The organism is Jiangella endophytica (assembly GCF_003427025.1).
In the GTDB taxonomy this organism is placed as follows: Bacteria; Actinomycetota; Actinomycetes; order Jiangellales; family Jiangellaceae; genus Jiangella; species Jiangella endophytica.
This window is the reverse complement of the sequence record NZ_QVAI01000016.1, coordinates 88,495-107,345: the sequence shown is the minus strand read 5'-3', so window position 1 is coordinate 107,345 and position 18,851 is coordinate 88,495. Positions and strand designations below refer to the sequence as shown.

Sequence of the window (18,851 nt, the reverse complement as noted above, 5' to 3'; positions counted from 1 at the left end):
GAGCATGTTCGCGATCGCTCGCAGTGAGCTGATCCAGATCTTCCGGAACCGGCTGGTCCTGGTCACCGGTCTCATCATCCCGGTCGCCATCAGCGCGTACTTCGTCTACCAGCACGAGCTCTTCGCCGACCAGGCCAGCCTCGGCTACATCGCGGCGGTCGTGGTGTTCACCGTGATGGCGTTCGGGCTCTACGCCACGTCCGTGACGACCCTGGCCTCGCGCCGGCAGAACCTGTTCCTCAAGCGGCTGCGCTCCACCGCCGCGGGCGACGCCGACATCCTCACCGGGTTGATCCTGCCGGTGACCGTCATCGCCCTGGTCCAGGTGGTCGCGATCCTGGCCGTGTTCGGCCTGGTGACCACCGCGCCGGCCGAGGTCCTGCTCCTCGCGGTGGCGATCCTGGCGACGCTGGCCATGATGGTCGGCCTGGCACTGGCCACCGCCGGGCTCACGAACTCACCCGAGCACGCCCAGGTGACCACGCTGCCGATCAGCCTGCTGGTGATCGCGGTCGCGAGCTGGGTGGGGATCGCCGGCACCGAGGACCTCACCGTGCTCAAGCGGGCGCTGCCCGGTGGCTCGGCCACCGAACTGATGGTCGACGCCTGGAACGGCGGCGTCCCCCTCGCCGACTCGCTGCCCCTGCTGGCACCCACCCTGGCCTGGGTCGTCGTCGCCATCTCGCTGGCCAGCCGCATGTTCCGCTGGGAGCCCCGCCGCTGAGGACGGCCGTTCCCGCTCGCCACACAGGGAGAGAGGAAGAGATCATGGGCTACGTCACCGCCGGGACCGAGAACAGCACCCCGGTCGAGCTCTACTACGAGGATCAGGGCGCGGGTCAGCCCGTCGTCCTCATCCACGGGTATCCGCTGAACGGTCACAGCTGGGAGCGCCAGACGCGCGAGCTGATCGCTTCCGGATACCGCGTCATCACCTACGACCGTCGCGGCTTCGGCCGGTCGTCGAAGGTCGGCACCGGCTACGACTACGACACCTTCGCCGCCGACCTGAACACCGTGCTGGAGACGCTCGACCTCCGCGACGTCATCCTCGTCGGGTTCTCGATGGGCACGGGCGAGCTCGCCCGCTACGTCTCGCGGTACGGCCACGAGCGCGTCGCGAGACTCGCGTTCCTCGCCTCGCTGGAGCCGTTCCTCGTCGCCCGCGACGACAACCCCGAAGGCGTGCCGCAGAAGGTCTTCGACGGGATCGAAGCCGCGGCGAGGGGTGACCGCTACGCCTGGTACACGCGGTTCTTCTCCGACTTCTACAACCTCGACGAGAACCTCGGCGACCGGATCAGCCAGGAGGCGGTCACCGGCAGCTGGAACGTCGCGATCTCCAGCGCGCCCGTGGCCGCCTACGCCGTCGTCTCGTCGTGGATCGAGGACTTCCGCGCCGACGTCGAGGCGGTCCGCGCGAGCGGCAAGCCGGCCCTGATCCTGCATGGCACCGCCGACAACATCCTCCCCATCGACGCGAAGGCCCGCCGCTTCCGTCAGGCCCTGCCCGAGGCGCGGTACGTGGAGATCGACGGCGCCCCGCACGGGCTGCTCTGGACACACGCCGACGAGGTCAACGCCGCGCTGCACTCCTTCCTCGCCTCGGCTCACGACTCCCCGGCACCGTCGCCGTTCATCGTCACCGGCCCACTGACGTAGGAGGCTGCGGCATGAGACCCCGGACGATCGAGCGGATCGAGAACGGCCTGATCGTCGTGTTCGCGATGACGGGAACGATCGTCATCGCCCCCGCCCAGTGGTGGTTCCCGCTGGCCGCCTTCCTCGCGTTCGATCTGTCGATCCTCGGCTACGTGCGCTCCCCCGCCACAGGAGCGGTCTGGTACAACGCCGTCCACACCCATGCCTGGTCCGCGGTTCTCGGCGTGATCGCGCTGGTGACCAGCACCTCCTCGCCGATGCTGTCGAAGTGGCTCGCTCTCGTCGCCTTCGCGTGGGCCGTGCACGTCGGCGTCGACCGGATGCTCGGCTACGGACTGAAGCTGCCGGACGCGTTCACGCACACCCACCTGGGCTGGATCGGGAAGAACCACGACAAGGGCGAACGTGTCCGCACCGGCTCCTGACACCGGTCGAACGGGCTCCGGGCCCGCTCGGCGGCGGTGGCCGTGGATCACGCTGGCGGTCGCCGGCGTGGTCGTGGTCGCCGCCGGGATCCTCACGGCGATCGTCCAGTTCGGCCTGCCCTGGTGGATGCGGGACGGCGACCGCAATCACGTCTACCGGGGCGAGGCCGGCAGTCAGCGCTACCAGGTGCACGTTCCGCCGGCGTACGACGGCACGACACGGCTGCCGGTGGTCATGGCGATCCATGGCTGCGGGATGACGGGGTACGGCTGGAACTCGATGAAGGGCACGACGCAGCTCAACAGCCTCGCCGACCGTGAGGGCTTCATCGTCGTCTACCCGTCCCAGCGGATGTTCCGCAGCGTGCTCAACTGCTGGGACTCGGCCGACCCGCGGGAGCAGCACCGCTACGACGGCGAGCCCGCGCTCCTGGCCGGTGTCGCCCTGGAGGTCGTCGAGGAGTACGCCGCCGACCCCGGCCAGGTGCACGTCGCCGGCGCCTCGTCCGGTGCGGGGACCGCCGTCATCCTCGCCGCGACCTACCCCGACGTCTTCGCGACGGCGACGTCGGTCGCGGGTGGCGAGTACGGGCTGAACCAGGTCGACCCGGACGACCCCGACGCCACCCCACCGGACTACACCGCACGTCAGGCATGGGCCCAGATGGGCGACCGGGCTCGGCGGGTTCCGTTGCTCGTCGTCCAGGGTGAGGACGACGAGGTCGTGCCGCCCATCGTCGCCACCCGCCTCGTCGAGCACTGGACCGCGGTGAGCGACCTCGTCGACGACGGGCTGCTCAACGACAGCCTGAACCTGGTCGAGGAGACGACGACGGTGCCGGCGGAACACGACCGGCACGCGTATACGCACACCACCCTCACCGCGCCGGACGGGACGTCCGTCGTCGAGTCGTACCTCGTCCGGGACATGGGGCACGCCTGGCCCGGCCCCGCCGGTGAAGGCCTCTTCACCGACCGTTCCGGACCCGACGCCAGCGCCATCGTGTGGGACTTCGCCCGACGCCACCCGATGCCCTGATCTCCGACGTGCCCGCACGCGGCAGGCGCGGCCGGCCGCCAGGGTCACGCTCCGCGTCGGACCTCAGCCGCTCCCTCGCCGGCGACGGCGACGGCTGACGCCCCTTCGACCACCCCGACCGGACAGTGCGCCGACGTCCGGGTCCGCGTCCGCGTCGTCGAGTTCCTCCGGGTTGGGCAGAGCGGACAGGAAGCGGAACGACGCGAGCGTGACCAGCGTCGCCGCGCCGCCGGCGATCAGGAACGGGGCGCGGAGATCGATCCGGCCCAGGAGCCCGCCCAACAACGACCCGAGTGGCATGGTGCCCCACAGCAGCGTGCGCCAGGTGCCGTGGACCCGGCCCAGCAGGCGGCTCGGGATCGCGGCCTGGCGCAGCGACATGACCAGGATGTTCCACACCGTCGTGCCGCCGGCGGAGAGGAGGTAGCCGAACGCGACCACGCCGAGCACCGGGACCGCGCCCATCAGCACCAGCGCTGCCAGTGCCACGGTCTGCGCCACGGCCATCACCGGCCCGGCGCGGTACCGCTCCTTCAGCCGGTTGGCGAGCATGGCGGCACCGAGTGAGCCGACGGCGCCGGCCAGGATGAACCCGCCGTACCACGCCTCCGGCAGCCCGAGCCGGTTCAGCACGTAGAGCACCATCGTCGCCGTGGCGGCCGAGAAGAACAGACCGACGACCACGCTGATCAGCCAGAGATTCCGCAGCATCGGGTTGCCCATGAGGTAGCGGAAGCCGTCGGTGAACTGCCGGTACCAGGCCACGTGTGGCTCGCCGGTCGGGTCGGTGCGGTGGGCGCCGGCGGCCGCGATGGGGAGGAACACGGCCAGGATGCCGGCGACGGCGTACGTCAAGGCGTTGACGCCGAGCGGCACCACCACCGAGACCGCGAACAGCGCCGAGGTCAGCGGGGCGGACAGGAACCGCTCGACGACGATCTCGCCGGCCTCGACCCGGGAGTTCGCCCGTGGCAGATCAGGCTTGGCGACGATCGAGGGCAGGACCGCCCGGAGCGCGCCGTCGTAGATCGTCTCGAACGCCCCGTAGACGAACACGACGACGTAGAGCCACCAGATCGTCAACGTGTCCGTCGTGAACAGCACCAGCAGGAGGACCGCGAGGAGTGCGCGCACCCCGTTGGCGAGGGTCATGGCGCGCCGCCGGTCGATGCGATCGAGCAGGATCCCGGCCGGGATGGCGAAGATCAGCCACGGCAGCATCGCCACCGCCGCGATGCCGGAGACCAGCAGCGGATCGTCGGTCAGCCGCGCCGCCAGCAACGGAGCCGCGACCCTCGCGATGCCGTCGCCCAGGCTCGAGCTGACATTCGCCGCCACGATGTTCCTCAACGCCCGCCCGAGCGGCTGCCGCTTCTCCACCAGCGGAGCCTAACGGCCGGACGGCGCGGCCTTCGGCAGCGCTCTGCTACCGGCAGAAGCCGGCCCGAGCGACTGACTCCGCGGGCACCCGATCGGTCCGGGGTCGCGCGAGGCACCATCTCGCCTCGGTCGTGCGCCGGTCGCGTGAGCCCCGGCCTCAGGCGCTGACGATCCCGACGACCAGGTTGATCGTCGTGGCCAGGATCATCGCGCCGAAGGCGTAGGACAGCAGGCAGTGCCGGAGCACGACCGACCGGATGGCCGTGCTGGTCACCGCGGTGTCGGAGACCTGGTAGGTCATGCCCAGGTTGTAGCTGAAGTAGAGGAAGTCCCGATAGCTGGGCGGTTCCTTCGAGTTGAAGTCGATGCCGCCGCCCTCAGCGGAATCGCCGCTCGGGCCGCTGTAGTAGAGGAACGCGTACCGCGTCGCGTACATCAGGTGCAGGGCGCCCCAGGACAGCAGCACGGCGGCCAGAGCCGCGGCCGCTGGAGCGCCTCCGGCCGACGACTCGCCGATGACCAGCAGCGCCACCACGCCGGCGAGTCCGCTCAGCGCCGCGGCGACCACGACCATCTCGTCCACCAGCGGACGCAGTTCCTCGCGACGCACGCTGGCCCGGGTGGCCTCCGGGTCGAGCGACCACAACGTCAGCCAGCCCGCGACCACGAAGACGCCGGCCGCGACGGCGATGGCGGACAGCGCCCCGAGGGTGGCGTCGGCCCACCAGGTCACGAGCACCCCGGCGAGCACACCGCCCGCAAGCGAACCGGCCAGCCGGGCGATGGCGGTGACCGGGAGCCGCGACCGCATACGGCGACTCCTCCCTGTGGCACGGCGGTCCGACTCTACGGCAGCGGCAACGGCCGGGTGTTCGGCTCGCCCGAGGACAGCAGGCTCCTCAGACCGTGGCGGCGACGAGGCGCCGGCGGTGAAGTGCCCGCCCCGGGGCATTCGCGTGAAGCTGAGCAGGTCGCTGTAGGCACGGTCGGCGAACGAGCGCGGATGACGCCGCCCACTGACACCTCCCGATGAGCACGCATCGGCACGGTGCTCCGCCGTCCACTCAGACCACGGTGGGCCCGAGGTCGTGTTCGGTTGCCCCGTGGGCTTCGACGGAGAGCTCCTGCCAGTCCGCCCAGGTCTTGAGCCGGTCGGCGTAGACCTTCTGGATGATCTGATAGCCCTGAGGGCCGAAGAACACCCGCAAGGGTGGGTTTTCGGAGTCGACGATCTTGAGGAGCGCCCGAGCGGCGGCGGCAGGGTCGCCGCCGGGTGACTTGTCCACGAACTCGGCGATGCGGCGGCGCAGGCCGTCGTAGATCGGATTGCGGTCGGCCTGGTCGCCGTCGGTGAGGGGATCGGGCTTCTCCCCGCCGCGTCTGGTGGCGAAGCCGCCGGGTGCGATCACCGTCACCTTGATGCCGAATGCGCCGACCTCCTGCGCGAGGGCGTCGTTCAGGCCCTCCAGCGCCCACTTCGATGCGTGGTACCCGCCACCGAGCGGCGCTGCGAACAGACCCGCCATGGACGACAGCTGGATGATGTGCCCGCTGCCCTGTTCGCGCAGGTAGGGCAGCGCGGCCTGGACGACTCGGAGCGCGCCGAACACGTTGGTCTCCAGCACGTCTCGCAGTTGCTGCTCGGCCAGCTCCTCGACCGCGCCGATCAGGGCGTAGCCCGCGTTGTTGACGACGACGTCGAGACGCCCGAAGTGCTCCTGGGCCCGGCGCACGCTCTCGAACACGGCGGCCCTGTCGGTCACGTCCATGTCGAGCGGGAGCACCGCATCGCCATGGGTGGCGACCAGATCCTTCAGGGTTGCGCTGTTCCGGGCGGTCGCCGCCACCTTGTCGCCGCGTGACAGGGCTGCTTCGGCGAACTCGCGGCCCAGGCCGCGGGACGATCCGGTGACGAACCACACCTTGCTCATCGTTGCTCCGATTCTCTCCGTGGTTGGCTCTCAACCCCAGACGAGATGGACCGGCGAAGATGTGACATCGCCACGCGGATGGCTGGGACGCGGGTAGCGGACCGGCCGGACAATGACGGCATGCGCCGAGTCATGCTCGCGACCGGTGTCGAGCTGGCCGTCCACGAGGTCGGCGACGGCGAACCGATGCTGCTCCTGCACGCGTGGGGCGAGACGCATCGCGTCTTCGACCGTCTCGTGCCGCTTCTCCCCCGCTCCCTGCGGCTCGTCATTCCCGACCAGCGTGGCGTCGGCGAGAGCGCCAAGCCGGCCGGCGGATACACGCTGCACGACGCCGCCGCCGACATGGTCGCGCTTCTCGACGCGCTGGGGCTCGACGCGTGCTGGCTGGCCGGGACCTCCAGCGGCGGCTATCTCGCCCAGCAGGTCGCGGTGCACCATCCCGAACGGGTGCGTGGCCTGGTCCTGATCGGCGCGCCGAGCGATCTGGGGCAGCCCTTGCCAGCCGCGTTCGACGAGCTGCTGTCGTCGTTCCACGACCCGGTGACCCAGGGCGACGTCGAAGCCCTCAACGGCGCGCTACCCCTGCACGCCCCCGTACCGGAGACGTTCCTCGACGACCAGCTCACCGCTGCGCTCACCATCCCCACGGGCGTCTGGCGCGCCGTCATCGACGGCCTGGTCGCCGCCGTGCCTCCGATCCGGACCGGCCCGGTCACCGTCCCCACGCTGATCCTCTGGGGAGCCGAGGAGGACGTGCTCCCCGCCGGCCAGGCGCACGAGCTGGCGGCGGCGATCGACGACAGCCGCCTGGTGACGTACGAGCGCACCGGCCACCTCGTCCTGTGGGAACGGCCCGAACGCGTCGCCGCCGACATCGCCGCGTTCGTCGCGCAGCCATGGCTCAGGCGCTGACGACACCGACGACGAGGTTGATCGGCCGGCAGCAGGCGCCTGACCAGGCGCGATCACCGCGCGCACACCGGTCGCACCCCGTCGAATTGTGAGCGTTCTCAAGATGTGGGCCGAGGGGCCTTGACATCTCGTCGCGCTGCGATAGCTTCGTCGCCACAGCGATATTTAACGATAAAGGTGCGGTGTTCGCGAGAGGAATCGGTCGAGGACCGGCCGGCGGCCGCGGGGCTTCAGCACCGCGAGCCCGCCCTGCGGGCCACGTCGATCGTCCTCACCACCACACCCGTGGCAACAACGACCTAGGAGCCCCATGACCCGCGCCCCTGCCCGCGCCGTCATCGACCTCGACGTCACCGGACCCACGATCAGCCGCCACCTGTACGGCCACTTCGCCGAGCACCTGGGCCGGTGCATCTACGGCGGCTTCTGGGTGGGCGAGGACTCCGGCCTCCCGAACGAGGGCGGCATTCGCCTGGACGTCGTCGAGGCGCTCCGCGCGCTGCGGATCCCGAACCTGCGCTGGCCCGGCGGCTGCTTCGCCGACGAGTACCACTGGCGCGACGGCATCGGCCCGCGCGAGCAGCGCCCGCAGATGGTGAACACCCACTGGGGCGACGTCGTCGAGAACAACCACTTCGGCACCCACGAGTTCATGGCGCTGTGCGAGCTGCTGGGCGCCGACCCGTACGTCAGCGGCAACGTCGGCTCCGGCACCGTCCGCGAGATGAGCGAGTGGGTGGAGTACCTCACGAGGGACGGCGAGTCCCCGATGGCGAACCTGCGCCGTGCGCACGGCCGCGACGAGCCCTGGCGGGTGCCGTTCTGGGGCCTCGGCAACGAGCCGTGGGGATGCGGCGGCAACCTGCGCGCCGAGGCCTACGCCGACCTCGCGCGCCAGTACGCGACCTACTGCCGCGACCAGAGCGGCAACACGCTGTACCGCATCGCCGCCGGCGCGTCCGACGACGACTACGCCTGGACCGAGGCACTGATGAAGACGATCAGCTGCCTGAGCTGCGGTAACGAACCACGCAACTACTTCCAGGGCGTCTCGTTCCACTACTACACCGTGACCGGGCCCTGGCAGCACAAGGGCAGCGCGACCGAGTTCGACACCGACGCCTACTACACGACCATGGTCAAGGCACGGAAGGTCGAGGAGATCATCCGCGGGCACGCCGCCGTCATGGACGTCTACGACCCGCAGAAGACCGTCGGCCTCGTGCTCGACGAGTGGGGCACCTGGTGGGACGTCGAACCCGGCACCCATCCCGGCTTCCTGTACCAGCAGAACACCCTGCGCGACGCACTCGTCGCCAGTGTCCACTTCGACGCCTTCCACCGCCACGCCGACCGGCTCTCCATGGCGAACATCGCGCAGACCGTGAACGTGCTGCAGGCGATGATCCTCACCGACCCCGACTCCGGCGCCCTCGTCCTCACCCCGACCTACCACGTGTTCGCGATGAACACCGCACACCACGACGCCGCCTCCCTCGCCGTGCACCTCGACGCACCGGACGCCCGCCGGGACGTCGGCATCACCACACTGGAGACCCTGTCGGTCTCGGCCTCGACGAAGGACGACACCGCACTCGTCTCGCTCACCAACCTCGACGCCGACGAACCGGCCACCGTCCTGCTCGACCTGCGCGGCCGCACCGTCACCACCCACTCGGCCCGGATCCTCACCGCGGCGAAGCTCCAGGACCACAACACAGCAGCCGCCCCCGACACCGTCACCGTCCGCGACTTCGACGACGTGACCCCCGACGACCGCACCTACGGCCACGGCCTGCTCATCGAACTCCCGGCCCACTCCTACGCGACGGTGGAGCTGCAGCTCGCCTGAGCCTGTCCGCGCCGCGGCGAGCATCGCTGGGTTGTCACAGAACCGGGTCCTGTCTCGTCCGGGGTACTGACGGCCTCGAACAGGGAGTGGACATGAACGTCGCGCTGTGGATCTCCGCCGGAGTACTGGCCGTCGTGTGCGTGCTCAGCAGCGCCAAGTTGGTCGTGCCTCGCGAGACGATGGCCGCGTCAGGATCGTTCGCCCAGTGGGTCCTGGACTTCAGTCCCGGCGCCCTCAAGGCCATCGGAGCGGTCGAGCTGCTGGCCGCCGCCGGCCTGGTCCTGCCCGCCGTGCTCGACGTCGCGCCGGTGCTGGTGCCGCTGGCTGCGACCGGGCTCGTCCTGCTGTTCACCGGCGCGGTGATCATGCGGGTGCGCCGGGGCGAGCGGGCCACGATGGCCGGCGACCTGGTCTACCTCGCGTTGGCCGCCTTCGTTGCCTGGGGCCGCTTCGGCCCCGAGTCGTTCACCGGCTGACCTGCGGAGGCGATCACCGCGTCGCGGACGTCCTCGTCGTGCTCAGCCGACCGGGACGGGCGAGCAGCACATTCCGAACAGGTCCTTGGGGTCCTCCGGCTCGGCGACGAGGTCGATGTCGTCGACGAACGCGGTTCCGGTCACCGCGTCGCGGAGGAGCGCCGGCGTGATCTGCGCCGCCGTGGTGCGTCCGGCCGCGCGGCCGGACGCACCACGGCGACCCGGTCGGGCCTGCCGGGGGTCCTGGCCTGGCCTACCGGCCTCGGGAGGAAGCCGGATGCAGGGAGGGACACCGGCCTTCGTCCGCATGCTCGACATCAGCGCCGCCGTCGCACGCCACCGCGCAGCAGGACTTCCCTACATCGTCCATCTGCGCCACCCCACGACCTAAGGGGTCGTGGCGCCCGGACGGCCGACCTCGACGAACTGGCAGCCGCCGTGACCGATGCCGTGGCCAGGACGCTCGAGCGTCCGGGCCGAGCCCGCCCCGTTGATCAACCGGGGCGGGCGTTCGACGATCGCGACCTCATGGCCACCATCGCGACAGCCGAGGAGAGCGAAGCGTGGGAGGCGTCTGCCCACCCGGCCGTGGGCCTCCCCGCTTCAGGACACCCGCACCGCGCCGGCCAGCGCTCGGTGCTGGTACGAGCCCGGCTCGCCGACCGCCGTCACCACCTCGATCGGCCACGCCACCCGGACCGCCACGCCCAGCCGCGAGCTCAGCGCCGAGTGCACACCCAGCTCATCGGCGGAACCGCCCACCACCGCGACGTAGACCCACGTCCCGGTTCCGGGATCGTCCCTCGAACTGCGCCAAGCACGATGCAGGCTGATCACCCGATGCCTGCCGGCCTCGACCGCCAGGACGTCATCGGCACGAGCCGGGTCCGGCGCGGCCGGCGGCCCCACCTGCCCGAAGTCGTACACCGGCACGTCCGGCTCATCCACCACACGCAGATCCTCGAACTCCGCCGCACGCGGATCCGCGACCACGGCCCGGATCAGATCCCGTTCCGCGGGCGTGATCTGGACGTCCTCCATCGCAAGCCCGAGCAGCAACGACGCATCGGCCAGCTCACCCTCACCGACGAAGTAGTACACCCGGACGGCCTCGAGAACCCCGTCGGACAGCCTGCCCGCCAGCCGGCGACACAGCACCGTGGCGTTCGCGTACGTCGTGACGTCCATCGCGCGCCATTGTGCCCCAGGCTCGGCACCCCCGAGTCCGAGCACCACGCCAGCTCATTCCGGCTGGCCGGCCAGCCGGTCGACGGCCAGGCGGACGAGGGCGGGATCGCGCGGTTGCGTGCCGAGCGCCTCGTGAATGGTCAGGCCCTCGATCAAGGCGTCCAGCATGAGCGCGGTGGTCGTGTCGAAGTGCCGTTCCAGAGCAGCACGGCTGCGGCGCATCCACGCGTTCGTCACCGCCCGGAAGGCCGGCTCCCGCGCTGCCAGCGTGTACAGCTCGTGGGTCAGCACGAGGTCACGCCGGCTGCCGAACACCTCGCCCACGATGATCGACGCGACCGCCTGCCGGGCGTCCGCGGCCGTCGCCGCGGCGGCCAGCCGCCGTTCGAACCGCTCGGCCACCGACGACGCGAAGCGGCCGAACGCCGCCCGCAGCAGCTCGTCCATCCCGGAGAAGTGGTAGGTCATCGAGCCCAGCGGCACGTCGGCGGCCGCGGCCACCCGCCGGTGCGACGTGCCCGCGACACCGTGCTCGGCGATCACCTCCAGGCAGGCCGCGACGATCCGGTCCCGGCGCTGCGGGTCGTGGCGCCGGGACCGCGCCGCCCTGCCCCCGCCGTCCCCAGCCACCAGATCGGCTCAGAGCTCCCTGATGACGCGGGCGGGGTTCCCGGCGGCGAGGACGTTCGGAGGGACGTCGCGGGTCACCACCGCGCCGGCGCCGATCACCGAGTTCTCCCCGATCGTCACGCCGGGACATACGACGACCCCGCCACCCAGCCACACGTTGTCGCCGATGGTGATCGGGCGGGCGGCCTCGAGCTTGTCGCGCCGCGGCTGCGGCTCGAGCGGATGGGTGGGCGTCAGCAGTTGCACGTTCGGGCCGATCTGGCAGTCGGCGCCGATCCGGATCACCGCGACGTCGAGGGCGGTCAGCTGGTAGTTCACGAAGGTCCGTGGACCGATGGACAGGTTCGAGCCGTAGTCCACGAAGATCGGCGGCCGGACCACGGCGTCCTCTCCCAGCTCGCCGACGAGCTCTGCGAGTGTGGCGCGTGCGGCGGCGTCGCCGGCCAGGCTCTGCCGGTGGTACCGGTCGGCGAGCACGGCCGCCTGCCGCATCGCCTGCTCGAGCTCGGGATCGTCCGCGATGTAGAGGTCTCCGGCGAGCATCCGCTCGCGCTGCGTGCGCGGGTCGTCCGCGAAGTAGTCGACAGCCATGATGCGTACGATCGTACATATCAGCGTCGCGACTTCGGCACCGCGCAGGCTCCCGTCCCGGCTCTGCTGCGGTCTCGAGTTGTCCGCGGCCGGGGCCGACGACGGGTGTGCGTCGACGGGGTGAGATCAGTCTTGGGGTGTGAGCAGGACGACCGGGATCTGACGGTCGGTCTTGTCGGCGTAGTCCCCGTACAACGGGAAGATGCGCACCATCTGGGGCCAGAGGGCCTCGCGTTCGGCCGGAGACGCCAGCCGGGCGCGGCCGGTGAAGCGGCGGGTGCCGACCTGGACCCCGACGCTGGGGTCTGCCTCGAGGTTCTTGAACCAGTCCGGATCCTCGTCGGCGCCTCCCTTGGAGGCGACCAGGACGAAGTCGTTCCCGGACGTGCCGTAGATCAGGCAGGTGCGGCGTGGTTGCCCGCTGGTGCGTCCGGTCGCCACGAGCACGAGCATGCGCAGCCCGTTCGCTTCATGGCCCTCGGATCCACCCGAGGTGAGGTACGTACGGGTCTGCTCGGCGACCCAGTCCCACTGTGAGTCGGTGGCACGGTCGAGATCAGCGGCGGTAGCCACGTCGGCGTTTCCTTCCGTTTCGATGTCGCGTGCGGAGCACGTGGAACTGCTCGCGCGTGTCAGCCGATCTGCTCGAACAAGGACACGATGATTCCTTCCGGCCCTCGCACGTAGGCCATCCGGACGCTGTTCTCGTACTCACCGATGCCGCCGACGAGTCCATACCCCTCCGCGGCGACGGCATCGACGGCCGCCTCGAGGTCGCCGACCTCGAACGACACGTTGCGCAGGCCCACCTCGTTGGCCATCGCCGCGGGCGATCCGGGGACGTGGCCGGGCGCGAGGAAGCTCGAGAGCTCCAGCCGGAATCCGCCGGGAGTGCGCAGCATCGTGATCTGACAGTGCGCGCCGGGGATGGCGCAGACGGTCTCGACGAACTCGCCCTCGACGGTTCCGGTGCCCTCGACCTCGAGACCCAGTCCGACGAAGAACGCCGTCGCCGAGGCGAGGTCCGCGACAGTGATGCCGACGTGGTCGAAACGTCGTACGTGCGCCATGTGATCCTCCGAAGTTCGTCTGTCTGATTCGATGCTGGGACGGAGCCGAGGCTGCGATCTCGACACGTTCTCACCCCAAGACCGCGGTCAGTTCTCGATCTCGTAGCGCAGGAGTCCCACGCCGTTCCCGAACGCGGTGGCCTCGATCAGCGAGAGGTCTCGCCGGTCCTGGAAGAGGCGCGTTCCCTTGCCGCGTGACGTCGGGCAGACCAGCATCCGGACTTCGTCGACGAGGCGGGTGTCGAGCAGGGACGGCGAGCGAGGTGTACTCACCGAGTTCGTGTGCTCGCGGCCGGCCGCGCTCCCGCTGCGTCGGCGTTCGTCGCGCATCGAGCGGTGGTTGCGCCACAGCTCTTCTCAGTGCACTGGCGGGTCGGTGCGTTCCTGCACCGGAATCGTGGGCTGCTGGGGTTGCGCCTTGGTGAGGTAGACGCGGCTGGTGTTGCGGGTTCGCTTCGCCTCGTACAGCGCGGCGTCTGCCGCGGCGACGAGGTCGTCGACGGTCGTCGAGGCGTCGGGGACGTGATGGACGCCGCCGACGGAGGCCGTGATCGTCACCGGATCCGCGGTCTCGCCGGACGGGGCGTCCATGATGACGGTCTGGATGCGCAGCCGGATCCGCTCGGCGATGCGCCACAGGCTCTGGTCGCTGTCGATGTCGGCGACGACCACGGTGAACTCTTCGCCGCCCCATCGTCCGCAGGCGTCGAGCTCGCGCACCTCGCCACGCAGTTCGTTGGCGACGGCCCGGAGGACCTTGTCGCCGAACAGGTGGCCGTGGGTGTCGTTGACCATCTTGAAGTGGTCGATGTCGACGATGAGCACACCCAACCCGGTGCCGGCATCCTGTGCGCGAACCAGCAGTCGCTCGGCGTGGTGATGCCAGCGGGCGGAAGTCGCGAGGCCGGTCTTCGCATCGATGCTCGCGGCCTTCTCCAGCCCGGTGACGAGGCTGGCTCGGTGCAGCGCCGCGATGACGACCAGGACCGCCGGCATGGCCGCCGGCGTGGTCACGATGGTGACGGCGACGAGCACGCCCAACGCGGCGGCCCCGGCCTCGAGGACCTGACCGGAGAGGTCGGAGAACAGCTCGCGGGCCGAGGTGGTGGGGCTGTGGGTGGCGATCGCGGCCACGATGAGGCCGAAGTTCACCGCCCAGGCGACGGTGGCGGCCAGAGCGATGACGCCGAAGTCGACGGCCGTGGTGGGCAGGCCGGGATAGCCGCCCAGGCCGGTGGCGAGGATGATGACGGCGAGGCTGGTGCCGAGCAGGATGGTCGAGGTCGTGTAGACGGCTCGGTACGGAGGCGTCCTGCGACGTTTGACGCGGTCCCAGAGCAGCAGGTTCGTCAGGACGACCATGGTCATGGCCAACGCTGGCGGCAGCACGATGGTGGTGGCCATGACCCACACCGCGGCGGAGTCGATGTGGGCGACCGTCGGCGAATGCGCGATCGCCCGCCGCTGCTCGACATGCCGGGTCAGCTCGGTCGCCGCCCACGCGCAGCCGGCCAGCACACCGAAGCGGACCAGGTCGACCGGCCCGATCGGGACCGGAACGAGGACCATGGTCACGCCCGCGACGATGACCGCCAGGGCGTTGATGGCCAGAATCAGGAGCCGACTCGGCCGGGGCGTGCGCCACAGCGCCCAGCCCCGAAACCAAGATCTCAAACGCACGGCGCCTCCGCCCGGCGGGCTCCGCTCACCCAATGTGTGAGGACGTGCGGCACAGTGTAACCAACACGTAGGACACAAAATGGACGAAGGCGGCTCAGTCAGCCGGAATCCGCCCGCTACCACGGCTGGGAGCGAAGGTGCGAGCACCGAGTCACTCGCCAGGTCCGCTTCGGACCGAACTGGCGCCTGCCCGGCCTCGACGTCGAAGGGAGGGCGTGGTCATGCGCGGTAACAGCTGGGACTGACCGACGAGTACCACGTTGAGCCCACGACGACGATGCCGAGAGAGGTGACCACGATGCGCGGCAACAGCTGGGACTGACACCCGACGACCAGTACCGACCCACACGAGCACCGAGAGAGGTGACCACGATGCGCGGCAACAGCTGGGACTGACACCCGACGACCAGTACCGACCCACACGAGCACCGAGAGAGGTGACCACGATGCGCGGCAACTCCTGGGACTGACACCCGACGACCGGTACCGACCCACACGAGCACCGAGAGAGGTGACCACGATGCGCGGCAACTCCTGGGACTGACGTACGCGAGGTGCAATCCCGCCGATGGAATCGGCGATTACGGCGTGAGTGACCCCGGACCGGCCGCGACCGCGCGCCGCCACCGGTGGACCGCCACGGCGGTCACCACCGTGCCTGCTGCGGCGGCTGCGCCGACGATCACCGCCGGGTCGGCGAGTTGAGCCAGCAGACCTGCGACGACGATCGCGAGGCCTTGGGCTGCCCGCAGCCCGGCGACGGCCACCCCGATCGCCTGTCCGCGGCTCTGTGCCGGCGCCAGGCGAACATAGGTGGATTGGGCGACGATGTCATGCGCTGAGAGCACCCCGCTCAGCGTCCAGAGGACCACCGTCACGGCGAGGCCGGGCGCCCAGCCGGTCGGCAGCAGGATCAGGCTGCTGCCGATGGCCATCGGCCCGAGCAACGCCAGCCGCCGGCTCGGGCCGAGGAACCGCAGCGCGATCATGCCGAGCACGGTGCCGACCGGGTTGGCCGCCAGCAACCAGCCCACCGCCGCCGTCCCATCGCCCAGTTGGTCGCCGAGCGGCACCGCCAGCCCTTCCGGGACGGCGTAGAAGCCGCTGCAGCAGGCGACGGCCAGCAGCGTACGCAGGCGGGCGTCGCCGGCCACCACGGCCCACCCGGCCCGTACCGTCGCCCAGTAGCCGAGCGCCGGTGGCTCCGCCCCGCGCGCCGGTGACTCGGCCGCGGCGGCCGGCCGGTACGGCCCGATGCCCACCCGGATGATCGCCGCCGACGCCACGAACGTGACGACATCGACCAGCAGGGCCGCGCTCGCGCCGAACTGCGCCACCAGGGCCGCGCCGGCGCCGAACCCGATCGCGAACGACGCCTGCGAGGTCATCGACACGAGCGCGAACCCGGCGGTGAGCTGATCCCCGGGAAGCATGTCCGCGAGCACCGACTGTCGCGCGCTGGCGAAAGGGCTCGCCGCGGCCTGCACGACGAACAGCAGGGCCGCCTGCGCCAGCAGCGGCATCCCCGGGACCGCCATGGCAGCCACCAGCGCGGCCCGGGCGAGATCGGTGGAGACCATGACGCTGCGCCGCGGGAACCGATCGGCCAGACCGGCCAGCGCGGCGCCGCCGATGAAGTCGGGCAGGTAGGTGAGCGCATAGGTCAACGCGGTCAGCCCGGCCGAGTTCGTGCGCTCGTAGACCAGCACCGTCAGGGCCACCCGGGCCAGCTGATCTCCGACCACGGAGAGCACATGCGCGATCCACAGCCGGCGAAACTGCGGCACGGCAAGCACCTGAGCGAACGAGGCCGGCGAGTCGGACATTGGCACGAGTGTGCACGACCACGAGCATTGCGCATAGTGAGGGGCCGTGGTCGCGGACGGCCCCGCGCACGGCCCTGCCGCCCGCCCGACCACCCGGGTGTCGCCGGGCACGACGCGGTTCCGGCGCTCCTCGGCGCCGGCCGCCGTCATCGCCTCCGGCAGGTGGAACCACAGCGGTCGCAGGGGCGGTGACGATCATCACTCCTGTCCAGTTGGACAGGAGTGATCATCGCCGGTTACGTTCCCTGTCCAGTTGGACAGGAAGAGGGTCATGACCGCGACGATCGCCGGCGCCACCCGGACCACGAGCCGGATCCACTACCTCGATTCGATCAAGATCGGCCTGTCGGTGCTGGTGGTCGTCCACCACGCCGCGCAGGCCTACGGCCCCGTCGACTGGTGGTACGTGGAGGACCAGCCGAAGGCGGCTTGGATCGAGGATTTCGCGGTCCTCAACGCGCCGTTCAAGATGAGCCTGTTCTTCCTCATCGCGGCCTACTTCCTGCCCAGGGCGGTGGACCGGCGACGGGAGCGGCCCTACGTGCGTCCCCGGCTGAAGAAGCTCGGCGGGCCGATCCTGGTGGGCTTCTTCCTCGTGATCCCGGTGCTGATGTACGCCTACTACCTGAACTTCCGGGACCACGGCTCGATCGGGTTCGCCGACTACTACTGGAACGTCTACCTCGGCGAGGGTGACGAGCCGACCGGCTGGAGCGGGCCGATCTGGCCGGACCGCCAGTTCGGGCATCTGTGGTTCATCCAGCACCTGCTCGTCTACTCGCTGCTCTACCTCGCCTGGCGCGCCGTCGCCGAACGGGTCCGGGCGCGCCGCGGCGCACCGCTGGTCGCGGTGCGCCCGGTCCCCGAGCGCATCGGCGCAGGCGCGGTGCTCGGCTTCGCGGCAGTCGTCGCGGCGGGGACGGCCGTGGTGCGCATCTGGTACCCCGTCGACGAGTGGGTGCCGGTCGCCGAGATCATCCAGACCGAACCGGCCGATCTGGCCCAGCACCTCCCGTTCGTCGTCGCCGGTGTGCTCGCGTACCGGCGTGGCTGGCTGGAGACGTTGCCATCGCGGGTCGGCTACGCCTGGCTGGCCGCCGCCGTCGCGCTGAGCGCGGTGTACGTCGCCTTCCGCGACGACCTGACCGGCTTCTTCGAGCCCGGCGGGGCGAACCTGGGGTCGTTCGTCTGGTCCGGCTACGACACCGTGCTCTGCGTCGGCTACGCCCTGGGCATGCTGGTGATCTTCCGCAACCACGTCCACGGGACCAGCCGCCTGCAGCGCTCAGCCGCGGACGCCACGTTCGCCATCTACCTCGTGCACCTGCCGGTCGTCGTCGGCCTGCAGTACCTGGTCGCCGACACGCCGCTGGGCGCGAGCGCGCGGTTCGTCGTCGTGGCCGGCGCCGGCCTCGCGCTCAGCGTCGCCGCCGCCCTCGTGCTGCGCCGCACCCCGGGCGTCCGGGCGATCCTGTGAACACTAGTCTCCAGACGTGGCCGCCACAGCACGCAGACCGGACCGCGGTGAAGCGCGGGCGGCGCTGCTGACCGCGGGTCTTCGGCTCTTCGCCGACCAGGGCTACGCGGCCACGACCACCCGGCAGATCGCCGCGGAGGCCGGCGTCTCGCACGCGCTGCTGCGCTACCACTTCTCCTCCAAGGCGGGCCTGCGGGAGGCCGTCGACGAGGACGTCCTCGGCTCCTTCGCGCGATCGTTCGCCACCGCCCGCGAAGAGGGCGCCGGTCGTGGGACCCTCGCCGAGGCCGGCCGCGCGGCCGCGCTGGTGTTCGGCGCCGACCGCGGCCGCCGGCGCTACCTGCGACGCGTGCTCGTCGACGGCGACGAGCGGGCCGCCCAGCTGCTCGGCCGCCTGGTCCGCGGCGCCGGGCGCGAACTCGACCGGCTGACGGCCGACACCGGCGCGCTCCCGGCCGAGAGCCGCCGCTGGGCCGCCTACCAGGTGCTCTTCCTGGTACTCGGACCGCTGCTGCTCGAACCCGCACTCGAGGTCGTCCTGGGCGCCGACCCGTTCGAACCGGCCACCCTGGCCGACCGGAGCGCGGCCAACCAGCACCTGCTTCAGCACGGCCTGCTCCCACCCCACGACGACTGACCCCCGCTCATCGTGTCGGTGCCAGGCCGGTGAGCGCGAACAGCACGACGTGTGGTCGTAAGCCGCCGAAGT

The 18,851-nt window shown here is 70.7% G+C and carries 20 protein-coding genes; 9 read left to right on the top strand and 11 right to left on the bottom strand.

The genetic code is table 11. The features are described 5' to 3' along the window. Positions 1-4 precede the first annotated feature (4 nt). The 4 genes from DZA62_RS26795 to DZA62_RS26780 all read left to right on the top strand — a co-directional run bounded on the left by DZA62_RS26795 (position 5) and on the right by DZA62_RS26780 (position 3,126). Positions 5-724 (top strand): ABC transporter permease, encoded by a 720-nt coding sequence (locus DZA62_RS26795; RefSeq protein ID WP_116952010.1) that lies wholly within the window; start codon positions 5-7, stop codon positions 722-724. A gap of 44 nt (positions 725-768) precedes the next feature. After that, entirely contained in the window at positions 769-1,662 is an 894-nt protein-coding gene (locus tag DZA62_RS26790; protein ID WP_116952009.1) for an alpha/beta fold hydrolase, read from the top strand. Between the two features lie 11 nt (positions 1,663-1,673). Further along, the gene (locus DZA62_RS26785) at positions 1,674-2,087 is read left to right on the top strand and encodes a DUF4260 family protein (RefSeq protein WP_116952008.1); all 414 of its coding nucleotides are present in this window, start codon (positions 1,674-1,676) and stop codon (positions 2,085-2,087) included. A gap of 67 nt (positions 2,088-2,154) precedes the next feature. Continuing rightward, positions 2,155-3,126, top strand: coding sequence for an extracellular catalytic domain type 1 short-chain-length polyhydroxyalkanoate depolymerase (locus tag DZA62_RS26780; protein ID WP_157987937.1), 972 nt, complete (start codon positions 2,155-2,157; stop codon positions 3,124-3,126). 63 nt (positions 3,127-3,189) lie between these two features. On the opposite strand, the gene DZA62_RS26775 is transcribed toward DZA62_RS26780, so the two are convergent. The 3 genes from DZA62_RS26775 to DZA62_RS26765 form a co-directional block, all read right to left on the bottom strand. Continuing rightward, positions 3,190-4,506: an MFS transporter gene (locus DZA62_RS26775; RefSeq protein WP_157987936.1), complete on the bottom strand. Its 1,317-nt coding sequence runs from the start codon at positions 4,504-4,506 to the stop codon at positions 3,190-3,192. Between the two features lie 157 nt (positions 4,507-4,663). Then, a complete protein-coding gene (locus DZA62_RS26770; RefSeq protein ID WP_116952005.1) occupies positions 4,664-5,317 on the bottom strand; it encodes a DUF1345 domain-containing protein in 654 nt (217 codons plus the stop codon). 253 nt (positions 5,318-5,570) lie between these two features. Then, positions 5,571-6,437, bottom strand: a complete 867-nt coding sequence (locus DZA62_RS26765; RefSeq protein WP_116952004.1) for an SDR family NAD(P)-dependent oxidoreductase — start codon at positions 6,435-6,437, stop codon at positions 5,571-5,573. Between the two features lie 120 nt (positions 6,438-6,557). On the opposite strand from DZA62_RS26765, the gene DZA62_RS26760 reads away from it, so the two are divergent. The 3 genes from DZA62_RS26760 to DZA62_RS26750 all read left to right on the top strand — a co-directional run bounded on the left by DZA62_RS26760 (position 6,558) and on the right by DZA62_RS26750 (position 9,680). Further along, positions 6,558-7,352 (top strand): alpha/beta fold hydrolase, encoded by a 795-nt coding sequence (locus tag DZA62_RS26760; RefSeq protein WP_157987935.1) that lies wholly within the window; start codon positions 6,558-6,560, stop codon positions 7,350-7,352. A gap of 310 nt (positions 7,353-7,662) precedes the next feature. After that, entirely contained in the window at positions 7,663-9,204 is a 1,542-nt protein-coding gene (locus DZA62_RS26755) for an alpha-N-arabinofuranosidase (RefSeq protein ID WP_116952002.1), read from the top strand. Between the two features lie 92 nt (positions 9,205-9,296). Next, positions 9,297-9,680: a DoxX family protein gene (locus tag DZA62_RS26750; protein ID WP_116952073.1), complete on the top strand. Its 384-nt coding sequence runs from the start codon at positions 9,297-9,299 to the stop codon at positions 9,678-9,680. 603 nt (positions 9,681-10,283) lie between these two features. Here the strand turns inward: DZA62_RS26750 and DZA62_RS26740 are convergent. The 8 genes from DZA62_RS26740 to DZA62_RS26705 form a co-directional block, all read right to left on the bottom strand. Next, positions 10,284-10,868, bottom strand: coding sequence for a hypothetical protein (locus tag DZA62_RS26740; RefSeq protein ID WP_116952001.1), 585 nt, complete (start codon positions 10,866-10,868; stop codon positions 10,284-10,286). 54 nt (positions 10,869-10,922) lie between these two features. Next, positions 10,923-11,498 carry a TetR/AcrR family transcriptional regulator gene (locus tag DZA62_RS26735; RefSeq protein WP_116952000.1) on the bottom strand — a complete coding sequence of 192 codons (576 nt, stop codon included), beginning with the start codon at positions 11,496-11,498 and terminating at the stop codon, positions 10,923-10,925. Positions 11,499-11,507: 9 nt separating this feature from the next. Beyond that, complete coding sequence (locus DZA62_RS26730; protein WP_116951999.1) at positions 11,508-12,089, bottom strand: sugar O-acetyltransferase; 582 nt, start codon at positions 12,087-12,089, stop codon at positions 11,508-11,510. 126 nt (positions 12,090-12,215) lie between these two features. Continuing rightward, on the bottom strand, positions 12,216-12,662 hold the full coding sequence (locus tag DZA62_RS26725) for a nitroreductase family deazaflavin-dependent oxidoreductase (RefSeq protein WP_116951998.1): 447 nt from the start codon (positions 12,660-12,662) through the stop codon (positions 12,216-12,218). 59 nt (positions 12,663-12,721) lie between these two features. Then, complete coding sequence (locus DZA62_RS26720; RefSeq protein ID WP_116951997.1) at positions 12,722-13,159, bottom strand: VOC family protein; 438 nt, start codon at positions 13,157-13,159, stop codon at positions 12,722-12,724. An 87-nt stretch (positions 13,160-13,246) separates the two neighbouring features. After that, a complete protein-coding gene (locus DZA62_RS26715; RefSeq protein ID WP_198664228.1) occupies positions 13,247-13,489 on the bottom strand; it encodes a hypothetical protein in 243 nt (80 codons plus the stop codon). A 27-nt stretch (positions 13,490-13,516) separates the two neighbouring features. Further along, positions 13,517-14,728, bottom strand: a complete 1,212-nt coding sequence (locus tag DZA62_RS26710) for a GGDEF domain-containing protein (RefSeq protein WP_232827611.1) — start codon at positions 14,726-14,728, stop codon at positions 13,517-13,519. 692 nt (positions 14,729-15,420) lie between these two features. Beyond that, entirely contained in the window at positions 15,421-16,665 is a 1,245-nt protein-coding gene (locus tag DZA62_RS26705) for an MFS transporter (RefSeq protein ID WP_116951995.1), read from the bottom strand. Positions 16,666-16,936: 271 nt separating this feature from the next. On the opposite strand from DZA62_RS26705, the gene DZA62_RS26700 reads away from it, so the two are divergent. Beyond that, positions 16,937-18,142 (top strand): acyltransferase family protein, encoded by a 1,206-nt coding sequence (locus DZA62_RS26700; RefSeq protein ID WP_116951994.1) that lies wholly within the window; start codon positions 16,937-16,939, stop codon positions 18,140-18,142. Between the two features lie 16 nt (positions 18,143-18,158). Then, on the top strand, positions 18,159-18,779 hold the full coding sequence (locus DZA62_RS26695) for a TetR/AcrR family transcriptional regulator (RefSeq protein ID WP_116951993.1): 621 nt from the start codon (positions 18,159-18,161) through the stop codon (positions 18,777-18,779). Positions 18,780-18,851 lie beyond the last annotated feature (72 nt).